Origin of the sequence: Oleidesulfovibrio sp., assembly GCF_047973035.1 — a bacterium.
Taxonomy (GTDB): domain Bacteria; phylum Desulfobacterota; class Desulfovibrionia; order Desulfovibrionales; family Desulfovibrionaceae; genus Oleidesulfovibrio.
In genome coordinates this window covers 17,785-33,175 of sequence record NZ_JBKEBF010000001.1, presented here as the reverse complement: position 1 = coordinate 33,175, position 15,391 = coordinate 17,785, and the positions used below count along the sequence as shown (strand labels likewise).

Genomic DNA, 15,391 nt, shown 5'->3' with positions numbered 1-15,391 from the left:
GAGTTTTGGTGCCGTGGATATTACGTAGATACAGTTGGAAAAAATAAGGCAAAGATACAAGATTACATTAGGCACCAACTTGAGCATGATAAGCTTGGTGATCAATTATCTCTTCCATATTCTGGAAACCCGTTTACGGGTCGCAAGTAACAGAGATGCAGATGCCAGACGAACGTGCGCCTGCTAGGGCGCTGCTAGTAAGAAAGCCTTATAGGCGCATATGAAGAACCCCCAGCTATGCTGGGGGGTATCTTTTTTTGTTTGTTGCACTATTTGTTTAGTCGATGTATTGCATAGGCATGATTGATTTTAGACGTTTAGAAGCTTTTTGTAAGGTATATGAGTTGCGCAGCTTTTCAAAAGCCGGCACGGAGTTGTTCCTTTCTCAACCAACAATCAGCGCTCATGTCTCTTCTCTTGAAAAGGAACTCGATGTTCGTCTGCTTGACAGGATGGGAAGGGGGGTGCTTCCAACTCCGGCAGGAGAAGTTTTATATCGTCACGCGATGGCAGCTTTTGCCAGTCTTGATGCTGCCCATCTTGAAATAAGTCAGTTGCAGGACGTTATAACGGGCGAAGTGTTAGTTGGTGCGAGCACTATTCCCGCACAGTATATGCTTCCCGCAGTAATGTCAGAGTATATGCGCTCTTTTCCTGATGTTCAGCTACAGCTTCGCACTGCCGATACGGAAGAGATCATCAGGCGTGTTGCTGAAGGCGAACTTACTATCGGAGTTGTAGGAGCCGATACGCAGCAGCAAGATATAGTTTTTTCACCCATCATCGATGACGAATTGATTGTGATAGCCGCTCCTTCGTTTTCCTTTCCTTCAAATAGCTTCTCAGGTGATGCTTTAGGCAAGCTTCCTTGGATACTACGTGAAGCCGGTTCCGGTACGTGGAAAACATTTTCAGCTGCTCTTGCTCTTATCGGGCTTGATACCCGTGCGTTCAGGTGTGTGGCTTGTGTAGACAGTTCGCAAGCTGTTATTCAGTGCGTACGAGCAGGTCTTGGTGTTAGTGTTACATCCCGTTTGGCTGTACAGGAATTTCTTGATCGCGGTGAGCTTGTCGAGTTGACTGTGTCAGGTCTTGACGTACGCCGTCAGTTCTATAGCATTCACCATTCACGTCGGCAGTTGTTTCCTGCCGCACTGCATTTTCTGAAGTTTTTGCAGGTTAATACTCCTGCTTAAATCTTTTGTGGGAGATTGTATGTCCGGCATCACGCTGGTTGATAAAGTCAAAGCCGCTGGTTGAGCAGCAAAAATTGCTCCCGGGGACTTGGAGCAAATATTAGCCTCGTTACCTAAAAATCAATCTTTTGATGGTCGGGTTATCCTTGGACGTGAACATAACGAGGACGCTGCCATTTTGCGCTTCCCAGCCGGAAAGGCCTTGGTTCAGACTCTCGATTTTTTCACGCCCATTGTTAATGATCCATATAAATTCGGGCGTATTGCAGCTGCGAACTCTTTGTCCGATGTATATGCCATGGGCGGAGAGCCTTGGTGTGCAATGAATATCGTCTGCTTCCCGATAAAGAGTATGCCGCGTGAAGTTCTTCAGGCGATCATTCATGGTGGTTTTGATACGCTTACTGAAGCCGGAGCGGCCCTTGCCGGCGGACATAGTGTTGAAGATGATGAGATAAAATACGGTCTTTCAGTAACAGGTGTTATTGACCCTGATGGGTATACATCCAATGCAGCCCTACAGGCTGGTGATCAACTCCTTTTGACCAAGCCTCTTGGTACAGGTGTTCTTGCCACTGCTGTTAAAGCGAACTGGGACGGAGCAGAGCAGCTTGAGGAGTTGCTTTTCCATTGGGCTGGACATCTGAATGCCGCTGCAGGAAAAGTTTTGCATGATATGAAGATTAAAGCTGCGACTGATGTTACCGGCTTCGGGTTGGGAGGGCATCTGCTAGAGATGGCGACAGCTTCGCAAAAAACTGTGCGTCTTTGGTCCCAATGTATCCCCCTTATTGAGCAGGCAGTTGAGCTTGCCGAAATGGGCTTAGTGCCTGCCGGTAGTTATGCGAATAAGCATTTCTGCGAAGCGAAAGTTCATATTGCCGAGCCTGTTCAGCCTGTGGTTACTGATTTGGTTTTTGATGCCCAGACATCAGGTGGTCTAGTAATGGCTGTTCCGGAAGAACGGCTGGACGAAGCTATACTCAGACTTAAAGATGCCGGAGAATACGTTGCACACATTGGAGAAGTGGCAGAGAAAGGCGACAAAGCCTTGGAGCTTCTTCCTGACTAAATATTGTTTCTTGTCCTTCACTACTTGCCAATGGTTTGTAGTGGTGGTATAGGTGCGCGCCTTCGACATGTGAGTGCTCAATGCACTTGCTTTGTCGAATACTGTGCGAGAGTGGCGGAATTGGTAGACGCACTGGATTTAGGATCCAGCGCCTTAGCGCGTAGGAGTTCAAGTCTCCTCTCTCGCACCACAAGCACTTCTTCAGAAGTACTGGAAAGTCCGCAAAAGCTACGGCTGGCGCGGGCTTTCTTGGTTTTGTCGTCCGGTTGTGTCCGGCTACATCTATTGACTTCCGTAAAATTGTGGGGGTATTTGTGGGGGTATCTTGCCTCGGAGCAAAAGGAGATACCCCCAGATGCCCCTTACTGACAAAGCTATCAAGGGATTTAAGCCGCTTGAAAAGAAAAAGCGCTACTTTGACGGTGGCGGCTTGTATTTGGAAGTCACCCCTGCGGGTGGAAAGCTTTGGCGTTTGAAATTTCGCTTTCAAGGGAAGGAGAAGCTTCTTGCTTTGGGAGTGTATCCTGATGTGTCTTTAAAGGAAGCGCGTTTGAAAGCTCAGGATGCACGAAAGATGCTTTCTGAGGGTATTGACCCGTCAAAGTATAAAAACATCCGCAGAACGGAAAATGAGCGTACTTTTGAGGCCGTAGCACGCGAGTGGTACGAGCAGCAAAAGGTAGTGCTAACCGAGGGCACTTGGCAAAATAATTTGTCCCGGATGCAACGCCTTGTCTTTCCTGAAATAGGGAACATGCCGATAAAAGAGGTAATGCCGCCTGACATACTGCGCTTGTGTCGCCGTATCGAATCCAGCGGCATAACATACACAGCCCATGCTGTTTTGGGGTTGTGCTCTCGCGCCTTTCAATATGCGGTAGCTTGCGGCTATGCCGACTCTGATCCGTGCCGCGACTTAAGGGGAGCACTACGCCCACACAGAACCCGCAAAACTCCCGCTTTTACAAACCCTGCAGACGTGCGACGCCTTCTGCTTGCTATAGACTCTTACACCGGGCATTTTTCAACATGCTATGCTTTGCGGCTGTTGCCCTTGCTGTTTGTACGGCAAGGTGAGCTGCGCAATGCAGAGTGGCAAGAGTTTGACTTAGTGAATGCAATTTGGAGGATTCCTGCCGGGCGTATGAAGATGCGCGAAGAGCACTTAGTGCCTCTTTCACAGCAAGCGTTGCAAATTTTGCATGAACTGTATGCTTTAACGGGAAGCGGGCGTTTGCTGTTGCCTTCGCCTCGGTCGCGCCAGCGGCCTTTAAGTGAAAACACGATAAATGCCGCGTTAACGTATATGGGGATAGGGAAGGAAGAAATGTTGGGCCACGGCTTTAGAGCTATGGCCTCAACATTGCTGAATGAAATGGGCTGGTCGCCTGATGTGATTGAAAAGCAGCTTGCCCATGCAGAGCGGAACACTGTGCGCGCTGCATATAACAGGGCAATGTATTTAGATGAGCGCCGGAAAATGATGCAGGCATGGGGTGACTATCTGGATTCGCTCAGAGTCGCTGCCACAATGCCCTTGATCTGACTTTCCGGCCATACAGAGGAGCGACCGATTTTGCGAGGTCTCGGAAACTGCCCGTTTTGCATCCCTGCGTAAAATGTACTTTTGCTGATTCCTAGTGTGTGCAGTACTTCGGGCAGCCTAACCAGCCTTTCGTATTTGTAAGCTTGGTGCGTAGTCTCCATTGGTTCCTCCTCTATATGTCCACCCTGTGCGGGTAGTTAAACTTCCAGAATTGCATCCATCCTTTTGCCGGTACCGGTTGGACGGGCACTGCCTTTTCAATTTTCCACCACCACTTTACATCCGGTTCGCACCATGCAGAGGGCGGGGCGCCGGTTGCCGGTATGCAGCCGGAGAATACAGCCGCGCCGACGATGTGGCCTGTTAGCGCGATGCCTTGCCGCGAGAAGCCTACGGGCGGTGTGCAGTTAAAGTCTCTGATGCGAAGCTGTTCGCCTATCACGCTTGCTTTGGCGGCAGGGCTGGCACTGGCGTGGATGAGTACCGTCCTGCCGGTGAATTTTTCCGGCAGGGGCCAGTTCCGGTTTTCGTAATCCTTTCTGGCATGGGGGAAGTGGCTCTGCAGAATGAGCCATGCCCACGGCTGTTTGATGCTGATAACCGGATAGAACATGTCAGCGTTTCCTTTGTCTGCCGGCGTGCAGGGCACGTTTGACAGGGTATGCCGGGCGGCCTGCTGTGCCGGATCCTTTGAGCAGTGATGTGATGCAAAGGGCTATGGTGATGATGAACACTGCTTTCATGGCTGGCTGTCTCCAAGAACGTCTTTCAGGACCGCAACGTCATTTTCGTTCAAGCCTGATTCTTCCAGATATTCGGGTTCAATGCCGAATTCTGCGGCGGCCTCTACGATGACACCGTGATTGTCGTGGACATCGGCAATGTATGCTGCCAGTTCGCCCCAGCCGCGATAGAATCCTTTTTGTGTTTCGGTCATGCTTTTACCCCTCGTCTGTGGCTGCCTGTTGGCCTTCTACTTCCATATTCCCGACTTCCACACCGTGAACGGTAACGGCAGGGTGGTCTGCTGCGGTCAATGCGCGAGCCTTTGCAATGGCCCCTGCGGCATTGGCGTCTGCTGCATGAACTGTGATGCTGGCGTGTATGCAGACTTCTACTGTGTATGTGCGGTGCTTCATGATGTACCTTATCGTGTTGCACAGGGCGGCAGGGGGCAAGCCGCCCTGTGCGGTTATGTGGACTACGCGATAACTTTTACAGTTTCGGGCAGGTTGTTTTTAAGCCATGCTTCAATGGCGGACAGGGCGCTGATTTTCCATGCGCCGCCGTCTGCTTCGATAAGGGCGCAACCGGAACCTTCGTCGAGGTTGCCGGCAAGGCGCAGCACCATTTTGCGTGCCGGCTGGTCAATTTCGATGAAGGTAGAGAAGGGGTAGAGCACTACAGGGTTGGGTACTTTGACCTCGCTTCTGGTGACTACACCCTTTCTGACGGCGACTTTTTGCGAAAGGCCATCATCAGCCTGTGAAACGCCGCCCTCTACATCCATGTTGCTGCACACGTCGATTGCGGCTTTCAGGTCGTCGCTTTCTACAAAGCAGGATTGCAGATAGGGAATGAATACCTGCGGCGGGTAGTAATTGGGGCGCACAGGATCGGAAAACAGGTGCTGCGGGATGAGCGCTTTTGCCTGCATGAATACAGGGCGCTGCTTGTGCGGTCCGGTGGGGATGGAGCGCACTGTTACAGTTTCGTAATCGTCCACATGCACAAGCAATTGGTTCAGGTCGAGGCCATCGGGGTTGTCTGTCAGGTAACGGGAAATGCCGCTGAGCGTGTTTACACGCAAGGTCTTTGCTTCCGGCTCCAGCAGAGGGTTCCAGTCGTGGCCTTTGATGTACGGGCGACCATCATGTTCATGCGTGATGAATGCGGTTTTGCGCTCCACGTCTGCTGCCGCAATGTCTTTGCCTGCCTGCAACAGAATTTCGATAGCTTCTTCAATGTTGGTTGAGGGCATGACGGTTATTCCTTTTTATCCGTTTGCGGCCCGAAAGGGCGTTACATTATGGGTGTTGCCGGTATCGCCAAGCTTAGCCTTGGGGGGCTCCTGCTCCTCATTCCCCATGGGCAATTCAACCTGATTGGGGTTGCCGTATTCGGATGCTGCGGCAATGCCGTTTTCATCTGTGCCGATGTTGACGTGTGCGGCTACTGCTGATTGCGGGGCCAGCTTCTTTTCAACTTTGATGGTGACAGGCGATGACGTGCGGTCTTTTGAGGGCTTGAACTCAAGCTTTAATATGACCGAACGCTTGGCCTCTGAATCAGTGTTCGGGTCTAGGGTGTTATTCCAGACCTCAAGCAGTGCATTGTTGACCATTTCAATAGCCGCACCGCCTTTCAGGTTTTCCAGTGTGGTGTAATTCACGCTGTTTCTCCGGTTAGGGTTACAGGTCGCCCTATGGCATGGGTGTGGTCAGGTACAGCCCTATGCTGACGGCGCACCCATATGCAAAGGTGATAAAAACCGCGATTGTGACTTTGTAAAAAAAGTTAAGCATTGCCTGACTCCTGCTTTGTGCATCCCGCCATGCGGTACCCGGACAACCGCGCCGCGAGTTACCTCGGCGCTGGTGCAATAGTTGTTTCGCTTTGGTTGTCCGGTGCTGATCCGCAGCCGCCATTGCCATGTGTGAGGATAGCAACAAGTGACAACCCTACTTTTGCTGCCACTCCGCATAGCGGGACTCTATGTTCTTCTCGCCTTTCCCTGCCGTCGTACGCCGCCTCTATGGTTGGCTTTCCGTGCTCGGTACTTGCTGGCGATACACTAAACGCCGCTCCGTCTGCCTACTTTGGCCCGTGGGTCGTGTTCGGCTGGTTTGTCGTTCGTGTTGGGTCTATGTTGCCTAAAGACAACGACGCAGTCAAGGTGTTTGTTTTCCAGAGACAACTAAGGGGTGAAAAAAAACCCGCCGAAGCGGGTATGGATTAAGTTGGGAAGTTTAGCTGTTGGGTTCTTTTTATATGTTCAAGAACTTCGACTGCTTCGTATTCTGTCTTAGGCCCAGTCGTGTAAGCCTCTTTCTGTATTGTTTTCAAACGAACCTTTAAAAGGTCGCCTTTCGAGAACGTTGCACTATTGTCTTCGACCTGTTGTATAAACTTGCGATCTGTGATTTTTACACAGATCGTTGTTGTATCGTCAGAAAGTCGCCATTTATTGGAAGGATCAAAGCTTAAGGATCGAATTGAAAAAAGTCGCTCTTGCTCTTCTTCATTGATTGGAGTTTCTTCTGTTTCGGATTCTGGCAGTGCAAAATAGTCAACATCGGATTTCGTAGCAAGTGGGGTCTTTTCATTGTTCGACTGTGAATACATTAAGTCTATTCCTTTCTTGCGCAGGGGGGAGACTGTCTGATTTACTGCATTTCGTACCATTTCATTGTTATACAGTGCTGCAACTTCTTTGGTGACTTCAATTTCTTCTTCGCTCCCATCTTCACAAGCAAATATAAAGATGACATTTCCATTTACAAGAACTTTGATATTTTTAGGTTTTCGTCCTTTTGCTTTCTTTATAAGCCAAAATAGCCCACAAGCTGCTGCCACTGGAGTAATGCCCAATAAGTTTAAGAGTTCTAGCGCCTCCCGCACTTTACTGCCTTCAGATAGCAACGACTGAACATGACTGAGAAAATTTTGAACTACTTCAAAGTCTACCCCGAAACAGCCGGACTGAAATGCCGTAACATTCACTCGTACAGAGGAACGATCCCCGTTTATTACGGCATTAGAATGTTCAAGAAGTTCTCCCAAAGCAAGCAATGCAGGAGCAAGTTCTTTAACGTCCATCTTGCTGTCTTTGAGGGCTGCACCATCATAATAAATTGAGAAGTTTGCTTTGCTCATGTTCATAATTTTATGCTTCCTAAAAAGGCGAGACAAGAATGGTTAAGTTTGTTGTAATTTTTTCTATAACTATTTGTGTATGCTATATGTTTTGCATGACCCATACCGCTTTACCGACAATGAGCCCATCACGCCCATCGACAGGTAGGTTGATCGGATCGTGCCGAGGGTTGTCCGATTTCAAAATTAGCGCATTGTTGCTGTGGTCAATGTACACACGTTTTAGAACTACGCCTTCATATGGAAGGTTTACCCCGTAAACTTCTCCCTGAATAATCTTTTGAGCTTCGCGATCTAAGCCTACGTATGCCCCTTTGCGGATTGTGGGCTCCATAGAGTCGCCTTCCACAAGTACTACAAAAAGAGCCGCACAAGCATATTTTAGAGGAATTGAGATTTGCGCTAATGGTTCATCTTCAATCCGCTCTAAGGCTGCTCCTGCCCCAGCTGCCGCATATACAGGTACAATGACTCCAATGCTGGAGGGGAGAGCAGTGTCTGACAACACAAAAGCTGCCTCGGCTTGAGCCAGTGGGCGTAAGTTGCGGATCTGGGCTGCTGGGCCTTTTTTAATACTGGCAGGAGTGGTTAAGCTCTCCCCAAATACCTCATCAAGTTGGATGCCCAGCTTGTCAATGTAGCGCAGCATGTCACGGAAAGAAGTTCTTTCACCTCCCTTGCTGTTGTCTAACCACACCTTGATCGTTGAGCGGTTGACTCGCAAAAGGTTGCCAATAGATTCAAGGGTTTCACCTTGTTCACGTAGTTCATTGACTTTGGTGATGACCAAAGCCCAAGCTTTATCGTTAATCTTGAAGGTATCCATACCATTGCCCTTATCTTGTGTGCCGTTGTCGTGGCGCGCCGTGGGTCTTGTCATTTTTGTTTTCCTGTGACAACATTGCGTGCATGGAAAACATACTTGAACAATGCAGGCGCGAAATGAAGGTCTCTTATGCTGAGATTGGACGAAGGGTGGGGTTTAACCGTTCTACAGTCATGAAGCATTGCAGGGGAGAACTTGCCGTTTCTGGTGAAGCTGCCCTTCGCTACCACATCCACCTTGGCATTCCCCTTAAAGACTTGCGCCCTGATTTGTTTGCGGCGGATTCCGGCAAAGCGGCCTGATTTTGACCTGTAATTAATATGACCGCAGCAAGCCACGGTTGCGAGTTGAATTGTATGGATATTTTCCCCTCGTGGGCGGAGTGAAGTTGAGCATGAACAAAAACAGCCTAGAAGCGTGGGAAATGATGAGCGAGGCAAAAGATGCCCTTGGTATGCCCGCGTTGGAGCGAATTTTTAAAGTCGGTCACAAGCAGATTTATAAGCAGATGCGTAACCCCGACTATTCGGGCGATTCTGCGCGGCCTGTGATTCAGCGGGTGCGGATGTTGCTGCACGATTTGGACAAAGCCGGTGCGGATGATCTGGCGCGGGCAATGTTGGGCTACATGGCGGAACCGTTGGGGATGCATTGCATACCCAACGCTGTTGCCGAGCCGGACAAGCCGACTTTGGCAGAAGAATGCCTTGATGATTTGCCCGCACTGGTGGCGCTGCACAAGGCCATGATGAACGGCGAAGACCCGCGCACGGTAGAGGCGTTGCACGCCGAAGCTGTGCAGGAGCTAGACCAGACAATAACGAAATACAGAGAGGGGTTGCAGGGATGAGTGGTTACAAAACGGCTTTGCAAGTGACCCCTTGTTATCTGAAAGAGCACAATATCACTCTTGTTGCTTCTGTTTCCGGAGGCAAAGATTCTACAGCTACAATTCTGCAACTGAAAGAATGGGAAGTGCCTTTTATTCCCGTGTTTGCAGATACCGGCAACGAACATGAAGCAACGCTGGAATATGTGGACAAGTTGCCACAAATGACTGGTTGCCCGCCCATAATCAAGGTGAAGGCTGATTTTGCGTCACGTTTTGCAGGCAAACGCAAGTTTATAGCCAACGATACCCGTTGTCCGAATCAGACAGGCCGCAGGCGTGGTTGGAGTACGCAGGCAAAGGAGCGGGCTTTACGCCATTTGCAGCCCACGGGGATTCCATTTCTTGATTTGTGCATGTTGAAGGGGCGCTTTCCTTCGCGCCGTGCACAGTTTTGCACCAGAGAGTTAAAGCAGATTCCCATTTATGAGCAGGTGCAGGAGCCGCTTATAAATGAGGGGAAGTCTGTATGGAGCGTGCAGGGGATACGGTGGGAAGAGTCACCTAATCGTGCCGGATTACCGTATCTTGACGCGGACAGGGCTATTGATGATCGCATGTATCATTTTCGGCCAATTTTGCATTGGACGGTAGAGGATGTGTTTACAATCCACCGCCGCCATGCAGTAGCGCCTAATCCCCTTTATAAGCAGGGGATGACTCGCGTTGGTTGTTTGCCCTGTATCAATGCCAAGAAAGACGAAGTCTTTGAAATTGCCCGCCGCTGGCCTCATCACATTGACCGCATCAGAACATGGGAAAAAACCGTGGGCATGTGCTCCAAGCGTATGCAGTCCACCTTTTTTGCTTCCGGCTTTTTGCCGTATGGCGATTTGATTCCCAATATTGATGACGTGGTGCAATGGTCTGCCACCATGCGCGGTGGTTTGCAGTTTGACTTGATGAAGCTGCTACCGCCTGCTGTGTGCGCCAGCGTGTACGGGCTGTGTGAGTAGAGGCAAAGAAAAAGCCCCTACGATGAATAGGGGCTGAGTCACTGCGACTCTGGGAGTCGCGAGTAAGTACAACATGATCATAGCGAAAAGCATGATTGTAAGCAAGTCGGAGCTACAAACAATGAGTAAGTACAAACGGTATCGGAAAATTGCCCCCTGCATCTGGAATGATGAAAAATTCAGGAAGGTAAGCAATGAGGCAAAGCTGGTGATCTTTTTTTTGCTGACTCACCCTGACCTTACCCAGTTGGGTGCATTGCGGGGCAATATGCCCGGTCTGGCGTATGATTTGGGGGTTGAGTTGAAAGCCTTTGAGGAAGCCTTTCAGGAAGTCTTGGCGCAAGGCATGGCAAAGCATGACGGGGCTATGCTGATATGGTTCCCGAACTTCCTCAAGTACAACATGCCGGAAAGCCCGAATGTAATCCGGTCATGGTTGGGAGGTTTTGATGATTTGCCGGAAAGTCCGTTGAAAAATGAGATCCTGCAAAGCGCAAAAGCCACGGTTGACGGGCTGTCAGGGGCATTTAAGCAAGCCTTTGGCGAAGCCTTTCCGAAGGGGTTCGCTAATCAGGAACAGGAGCAGGAACAGGAACAAGATAAAGAGGGTACTGACGTACCCCTGTCAAAATCGCAGGGCGATTGTGACGTGCAGGTGTCCGCGCCACCTTCGGAGCCGGAAGCAGGAGAGGAGCCGGAAGAGCAAAAAGAAGAACCTGCCCCTATGCCCTTGCAGCCGGAAACAAAACCGAAGAGCAAGGCAGAGAAGGAAACGGAATTTGCCAAGGCCGTTGTTACCCTGTTTAACCGTGTGCTGGTGGACGAACAGCCGGAAGGGCGCAAGCTGCCGAAGGTGACGAAGGTGACAGCACAGCGTGTGGCATTGGTAAAAGCGCGGGCGAAGAGTTGCGCGGAACTGAAGCAGCTTGCCGGATGGGAGGCATACTTTCAGCTCGTTTCGCAATGTTCATACCTGCTTGGCGTTGTGAAGCCGTGGAGTGCCTCGTTTGATTGGCTGCTGAATGTAAATAATTTTATCAAAGTCAGCGAGGGACAATATCTGGACCGTGAAGCGGCTGGCGATAAAGGCGGTAATGGGTTGGCTACTGGCCTGCCGGAGCTGGATAGGGTGAAGCAGTACGCAAGGCAGCATGGCGAAAAGGGCGTTATGGGCATTTGCAAGAGTTTGGGATTTGATCCCGCCCTGTACTTGAAAGCGTGCAGCGCCGAGCTTGGCGCACAATAGGGGGCTGATATGCTGCAACTTGATCTGAACCTGACCCTTGAGCGTGTGTGGCGTTTTTTCAATCTGCCTACGCCGGATGAGGCAATGGCAAAAGAGTATTTCCGTCTGCTTGGCAGGATGAAGCAGGAAGACCTTGATGCCGCCATTGACCGCGTGTTGCGGGAAACAAAGCGGATTTACAAGGGCGACAACGTAGCAAAGCTGATTCTGGATGCGCATGAAGAAAATCTGCAAGAGGGCCGCACAGCCAGCGAGGTTGCACAGACTGCCTATACGCCGAAGCTTGATGAGGTAGCTAGCAAGGCTTCACCCAATGGCAAGCTGTGGGCGCAGTTGGTGCAGCGTAGGCAGCGTGACGACTACCACGGGGCGTTGGAAATTGCCTACCTGCTGTATGAACGCGGTACGCCGGAGCATTTGATTCAGCCGCATATTGCACGGCTGGAAGCCCTTTCTCGCGGAGACGGCGAGGGGGCGGCAATGACGCTGCATATGGACAGGAATTTGAGGCCGCAAGCCAAGGCCATGCTGGCGCGGAAGTATCGTGGGCAGGGTTCTGGAAGCAGGGCGTAAGGAGGAACTATGGCGCTGTTTATTCCTAAGCACTTTGGCATTGAAGAGTTGATGCCGCCGGAAATGGTAAAGGCCGAGGCTAGCCCCGTAATCCTGTTTGCCCGCTTTGATCCGGCTGCACTGTGGACGCTGGACGAGTTGCGCAAGCATTACGGCCCCTGCACGGTGAACAACTGGCAATGGGGCGGCAATTTCACGTTGTCGGGCTACAGGCCGGAAGGTTGCGGCATTGGCGCAAAGCATTCCTGCCATAAGGACGGCAGGGCGTTTGATTGCAAGTTTTGCAATGTGACACCTGCCGAGATTTGGGCAGATATGCAGCGCAACCCGCAGGCCGAACGGTTCCTGTACATCCGCAGAATTGAAGCATTCGACGGCATGAGCTGGTTCCACTTTGACACCGGCAACCACGATAAGTGGCGCGAGGGGATAAAGGTTATTTGCCCTCGCGGGAAGCGGGGGGTACTGCCTGTTTTTATCAGCCGTGCAAGTGTGGGGAAGGCTGCATAATGCTGGCAGAAATCTGGATTGTGCTTTTTGGCGGGGCTGCCGTGTATCTGGTCGGCAGCCCTAGCCGCAAGTCTCGGCTGGCTGGCTATGTGTGCGGCCTTGCTTCGCAACCTGCTTGGTTCTGGACTACCTACCACCATGAACAGTGGGGGATTTTCGCCATTTCCTGCTGGTATGCTTTTTCGTGGGGACGGGGTTTGTTGAAAAATTGGGGGCAGGCATGAGCGGGCGCAGAGCCTTTACCGACGATGAAGTACGCAGGATGCGGCGGGCTGTTCCTGCAGGACGGTTTGCGGCACGCAACCTTGCCGCGTTTGAGTTGATGATCCACACCGGCGGCAGGGCCAGTGAAGTTTGTAAGCTGCAACTGCGGGATGTTTCGCGCCGTGGGCGGATGCTGGATAGTGTGACCTTTGAGCGGCGCAACACCAAAGGCCAGCGGAGGGGGCGCAATCTGCCCATGCATCCTAACTTGCGGCGGGCACTGGAAGCATGGCAGCGGGAGCTTTTTACCTTGGGATATTTTGAGCCGGAAGCGTACCTGTTGCAGTCACAGAAAGGGATACACAACAACACGCACATAACGCCCCAACACCTTTGGTACATAGTGGAAACAGCCGCAAAGCGGGCAGGGGTTATGGGGGCTATCGGCACGCATAGTTGCCGCAAGTATTTTGCGCAGCACCTGTACAATACCTATAAACAGCTTCGCGCATCCGGTCGGATCATGGAAGACCCCTTGCGGGCTTCGCAGCTTGCGCTTGGGCATTCGCGTATGGATTCCACCCTACATTATATGGAAGATGTGATTGCCCGTGCAGAAGTGCATGACGTTATTTTGAAAATGGGGTTTGCGGCATGAGTGAAGCCAAGTGCGATTTTTACACCGTGCAGGAAGTACGGCGGCGGCTTAGCTGGAAGAGCGCCGAAACCGTGCGCCGGGGAATCAAGGCAGGCCGGATACAGGCCGCCAAGGTTGGCGGACAGTACCGCATACCCCGCACAGAATACGAGCGCATAGCCCACGAAATGGGGCTGACGGTGGGGGAGGTGTGACAATGGAATGCCCGCGCAAAGATTGCGGCGGTGAAACAGCGGTAATAACTACCGTTGCCACCCATGACCGCATAGACCGCACACGGCGCTGTAAACGCTGCGGACACCGGTTTACCACCACGGAAATACACAATGCCGCCATAATGCAGGTGCTGGAGCGGCTGAGCGCTGGCGGGCAACAGGGCAAGGTGGGGTAGAAGCCGTATGGGGGTTGACTTGATGTATCCAAGTGAATACAGTGTGGCTATGAATCACTTTGACCGTACAGACCATTTTGACCGTTGGCTTTCAAAGCTGAAGGATGTTCAGGGTAAGGCTAAAATCCTTGTACGGATACGGTCTGCGGAAAAGGGCAACTTTGGAGACTGCGAACCCGTAGGAGAAGGCGTTTCAGAAATGCGCATCCATACGGGGCCGGGATACAGGGTATATTTTACACGGCGCGGCAATACGGTGTATTTGCTGCTTGCAGGTGGCGACAAGTCATCGCAAAAACGTGACATTGCCCTCGCCAAAAAACTAGCCGCAGAATTAGGAGGCAGTAATGACTAAAGATTCCATAAGCAAATTTGACGCTGCTGACTATCTGGATAGCGAAGAAGCAATGGCCGCCTACCTGAACGCTGCAATGGAAGAAGATGATCCAGATATTCTACTTGCTGCCATAGCAGACATTGCAAAAGCTGTAGGCATGAGCAAGCTGGCAAAAGACGCTGGCTTAGGCCGTGAAAGTCTGTACAAAGCACTCAAGCCCGGGGCGCAGCCTCGTTATGAAACCATCCATAAGGTGATTGGAGCGCTGGGCATGACCTTACAGGCTAAGCCTCGCACTATTTCGATGCAGTAATCTTTGTAGTTTTGCTGATTTCTAAGCCCCCACACTGTGAACGAGTGGGGGCTTTTGTTTTATTAATAGTGGTATCTGCACTGCACTATAATGAGTGTGTCTGTCTTGCCTTCGTAGCTGTAAACAAGCCTGTGTTCCTGATCAATACGGCGAGACCAGTATCCTGCAAGGTCAAACCGAAGTGCTTCAGGCTTGCCGATTCCTTCAAACGGGGTACGCATTGCGTCTTTTATAAGCATATTGATGCGCTTTAGTACCGTTTTGTCTGCCTTTTGCCAGAACAGGTAATCATCCCACGCGTGGGCTGTCCATGTGATCTGTGGCATCAGGCTTCTACCAGTTTATGAGCGGTTGTCTTGCCTGCCTGTACATCCTGAATGCTTTCGCGCAGGCGCTTGGCATTGGCTGGACTACGCAGCAGGTAAGCTGTTTCTGCAATGCTGTTATAATCTTCAAGAGACATCATCACTACAGGCTTTGCCTTGCGTCTGGTGATGATGACAGCTTCGTGCGTATCGCACACTTTATCCATGGTAGACGCAAGGTTTTTGCGTGCATCTGAGTAAGTAAGTGCTTCAGGCATCGTATTATCCTCCAATCTTGTACAATGAATAGTACATGTTTAGGGGGCGGTCAAGGGCAGCAGGCGCAATGAACATGCTCACTCTTGTAACATTCTATAAAAGCAGGATGAAAATACGGTACGCAAAATCTTAACTTTTCCCAAATCGTAAGAATAGAATTGACGAAGTTAAACCGAGTTAACTGTTGTTAAACGGTGTTAACTCTCTTGCCCGC

At 50.9% G+C, this 15,391-nt stretch carries 25 protein-coding genes, 1 tRNA gene and 1 pseudogene; 17 read left to right on the top strand and 10 right to left on the bottom strand.

From position 1 onward, the window contains the following. The 5 genes and pseudogenes from ACK5LI_RS00255 to ACK5LI_RS00235 all read left to right on the top strand — a co-directional run. Positions 1–150, top strand: a pseudogene (locus ACK5LI_RS00255) (IS200/IS605 family transposase); the annotation flags it as partial. A gap of 149 nt (positions 151–299) precedes the next feature. After that, the gene (locus ACK5LI_RS00250) at positions 300–1,196 is read left to right on the top strand and encodes a selenium metabolism-associated LysR family transcriptional regulator (RefSeq protein ID WP_416945602.1); all 897 of its coding nucleotides are present in this window, start codon (positions 300–302) and stop codon (positions 1,194–1,196) included. 19 nt (positions 1,197–1,215) lie between these two features. Continuing rightward, positions 1,216–2,268 (top strand): selenide, water dikinase SelD, encoded by a 1,053-nt coding sequence (selD, locus tag ACK5LI_RS00245; RefSeq protein ID WP_416945600.1) that lies wholly within the window; start codon positions 1,216–1,218, stop codon positions 2,266–2,268. 105 nt (positions 2,269–2,373) lie between these two features. Beyond that, positions 2,374–2,458, top strand: a tRNA-Leu gene (locus ACK5LI_RS00240). 165 nt (positions 2,459–2,623) lie between these two features. Then, the gene (locus tag ACK5LI_RS00235) at positions 2,624–3,814 is read left to right on the top strand and encodes a tyrosine-type recombinase/integrase (RefSeq protein ID WP_416945598.1); all 1,191 of its coding nucleotides are present in this window, start codon (positions 2,624–2,626) and stop codon (positions 3,812–3,814) included. Here the strand turns inward: ACK5LI_RS00235 and ACK5LI_RS00230 are convergent. From ACK5LI_RS00230 to ACK5LI_RS00195, 8 genes are all read right to left on the bottom strand, one after another. Further along, a complete protein-coding gene (locus tag ACK5LI_RS00230) occupies positions 3,769–3,975 on the bottom strand; it encodes a helix-turn-helix transcriptional regulator (RefSeq protein WP_416945596.1) in 207 nt (68 codons plus the stop codon). The genes ACK5LI_RS00235 and ACK5LI_RS00230 overlap by 46 nt on opposite strands. Positions 3,976–3,986: 11 nt before the next feature. Continuing rightward, positions 3,987–4,427: a hypothetical protein gene (locus ACK5LI_RS00225; RefSeq protein WP_416945594.1), complete on the bottom strand. Its 441-nt coding sequence runs from the start codon at positions 4,425–4,427 to the stop codon at positions 3,987–3,989. A 126-nt stretch (positions 4,428–4,553) separates the two neighbouring features. Next, on the bottom strand, positions 4,554–4,751 hold the full coding sequence (locus ACK5LI_RS00220; RefSeq protein WP_027181074.1) for a hypothetical protein: 198 nt from the start codon (positions 4,749–4,751) through the stop codon (positions 4,554–4,556). A 4-nt stretch (positions 4,752–4,755) separates the two neighbouring features. Next, positions 4,756–4,953: a hypothetical protein gene (locus ACK5LI_RS00215; RefSeq protein WP_416945591.1), complete on the bottom strand. Its 198-nt coding sequence runs from the start codon at positions 4,951–4,953 to the stop codon at positions 4,756–4,758. Between the two features lie 62 nt (positions 4,954–5,015). Next, complete coding sequence (locus ACK5LI_RS00210) at positions 5,016–5,795, bottom strand: hypothetical protein (RefSeq protein ID WP_416945589.1); 780 nt, start codon at positions 5,793–5,795, stop codon at positions 5,016–5,018. Between the two features lie 15 nt (positions 5,796–5,810). Beyond that, on the bottom strand, positions 5,811–6,206 hold the full coding sequence (locus ACK5LI_RS00205) for a hypothetical protein (protein ID WP_416945587.1): 396 nt from the start codon (positions 6,204–6,206) through the stop codon (positions 5,811–5,813). A 563-nt stretch (positions 6,207–6,769) separates the two neighbouring features. Further along, positions 6,770–7,696 (bottom strand): hypothetical protein, encoded by a 927-nt coding sequence (locus tag ACK5LI_RS00200; protein ID WP_416945585.1) that lies wholly within the window; start codon positions 7,694–7,696, stop codon positions 6,770–6,772. Positions 7,697–7,772: 76 nt separating this feature from the next. Further along, on the bottom strand, positions 7,773–8,570 hold the full coding sequence (locus ACK5LI_RS00195; protein ID WP_416945583.1) for a S24 family peptidase: 798 nt from the start codon (positions 8,568–8,570) through the stop codon (positions 7,773–7,775). A 29-nt stretch (positions 8,571–8,599) separates the two neighbouring features. On the opposite strand from ACK5LI_RS00195, the gene ACK5LI_RS00190 reads away from it, so the two are divergent. From ACK5LI_RS00190 to ACK5LI_RS00135, 12 genes are all read left to right on the top strand, one after another. Beyond that, on the top strand, positions 8,600–8,818 hold the full coding sequence (locus tag ACK5LI_RS00190; RefSeq protein ID WP_416945581.1) for a helix-turn-helix domain-containing protein: 219 nt from the start codon (positions 8,600–8,602) through the stop codon (positions 8,816–8,818). Positions 8,819–8,910: 92 nt separating this feature from the next. After that, positions 8,911–9,366 carry a hypothetical protein gene (locus tag ACK5LI_RS00185; RefSeq protein WP_416945579.1) on the top strand — a complete coding sequence of 152 codons (456 nt, stop codon included), beginning with the start codon at positions 8,911–8,913 and terminating at the stop codon, positions 9,364–9,366. Next, on the top strand, positions 9,363–10,361 hold the full coding sequence (locus ACK5LI_RS00180) for a phosphoadenosine phosphosulfate reductase family protein (protein WP_416945577.1): 999 nt from the start codon (positions 9,363–9,365) through the stop codon (positions 10,359–10,361). The genes ACK5LI_RS00185 and ACK5LI_RS00180 overlap by 4 nt, the downstream gene beginning before the upstream one ends. 121 nt (positions 10,362–10,482) lie before the next feature. Next, positions 10,483–11,607, top strand: coding sequence for a hypothetical protein (locus tag ACK5LI_RS00175; RefSeq protein ID WP_416945575.1), 1,125 nt, complete (start codon positions 10,483–10,485; stop codon positions 11,605–11,607). 9 nt (positions 11,608–11,616) lie between these two features. Beyond that, on the top strand, positions 11,617–12,180 hold the full coding sequence (locus ACK5LI_RS00170; RefSeq protein WP_416945574.1) for a hypothetical protein: 564 nt from the start codon (positions 11,617–11,619) through the stop codon (positions 12,178–12,180). A gap of 9 nt (positions 12,181–12,189) precedes the next feature. Continuing rightward, positions 12,190–12,690, top strand: coding sequence for a hypothetical protein (locus ACK5LI_RS00165; protein WP_416945572.1), 501 nt, complete (start codon positions 12,190–12,192; stop codon positions 12,688–12,690). Beyond that, on the top strand, positions 12,690–12,914 hold the full coding sequence (locus ACK5LI_RS00160) for a hypothetical protein (RefSeq protein WP_416945570.1): 225 nt from the start codon (positions 12,690–12,692) through the stop codon (positions 12,912–12,914). The genes ACK5LI_RS00165 and ACK5LI_RS00160 overlap by 1 nt, the downstream gene beginning before the upstream one ends. Beyond that, positions 12,911–13,552 carry a tyrosine-type recombinase/integrase gene (locus tag ACK5LI_RS00155; RefSeq protein ID WP_416945568.1) on the top strand — a complete coding sequence of 214 codons (642 nt, stop codon included), beginning with the start codon at positions 12,911–12,913 and terminating at the stop codon, positions 13,550–13,552. The genes ACK5LI_RS00160 and ACK5LI_RS00155 overlap by 4 nt, the downstream gene beginning before the upstream one ends. Next, positions 13,549–13,746, top strand: coding sequence for a helix-turn-helix domain-containing protein (locus ACK5LI_RS00150; protein ID WP_416945566.1), 198 nt, complete (start codon positions 13,549–13,551; stop codon positions 13,744–13,746). Before ACK5LI_RS00155 ends, ACK5LI_RS00150 begins: the two co-directional genes overlap by 4 nt. Before the next feature lie 2 nt (positions 13,747–13,748). Further along, complete coding sequence (locus tag ACK5LI_RS00145) at positions 13,749–13,943, top strand: hypothetical protein (RefSeq protein ID WP_416945563.1); 195 nt, start codon at positions 13,749–13,751, stop codon at positions 13,941–13,943. Positions 13,944–13,992: 49 nt separating this feature from the next. Next, the gene (locus ACK5LI_RS00140; RefSeq protein WP_416945606.1) at positions 13,993–14,298 is read left to right on the top strand and encodes a type II toxin-antitoxin system RelE/ParE family toxin; all 306 of its coding nucleotides are present in this window, start codon (positions 13,993–13,995) and stop codon (positions 14,296–14,298) included. Beyond that, on the top strand, positions 14,291–14,593 hold the full coding sequence (locus ACK5LI_RS00135) for an addiction module antidote protein (protein ID WP_416945561.1): 303 nt from the start codon (positions 14,291–14,293) through the stop codon (positions 14,591–14,593). Before ACK5LI_RS00140 ends, ACK5LI_RS00135 begins: the two co-directional genes overlap by 8 nt. A 62-nt stretch (positions 14,594–14,655) precedes the next feature. Here ACK5LI_RS00135 and ACK5LI_RS00130 read toward each other — a convergent pair whose 3' ends face one another. Together ACK5LI_RS00130 and ACK5LI_RS00125 are read right to left on the bottom strand one after the other, a co-directional pair. Next, entirely contained in the window at positions 14,656–14,919 is a 264-nt protein-coding gene (locus ACK5LI_RS00130; protein WP_416945559.1) for a Txe/YoeB family addiction module toxin, read from the bottom strand. Further along, a complete protein-coding gene (locus tag ACK5LI_RS00125; protein ID WP_416945557.1) occupies positions 14,919–15,176 on the bottom strand; it encodes a type II toxin-antitoxin system Phd/YefM family antitoxin in 258 nt (85 codons plus the stop codon). Before ACK5LI_RS00125 ends, ACK5LI_RS00130 begins: the two co-directional genes overlap by 1 nt. Positions 15,177–15,391: the final 215 nt, after the last annotated feature.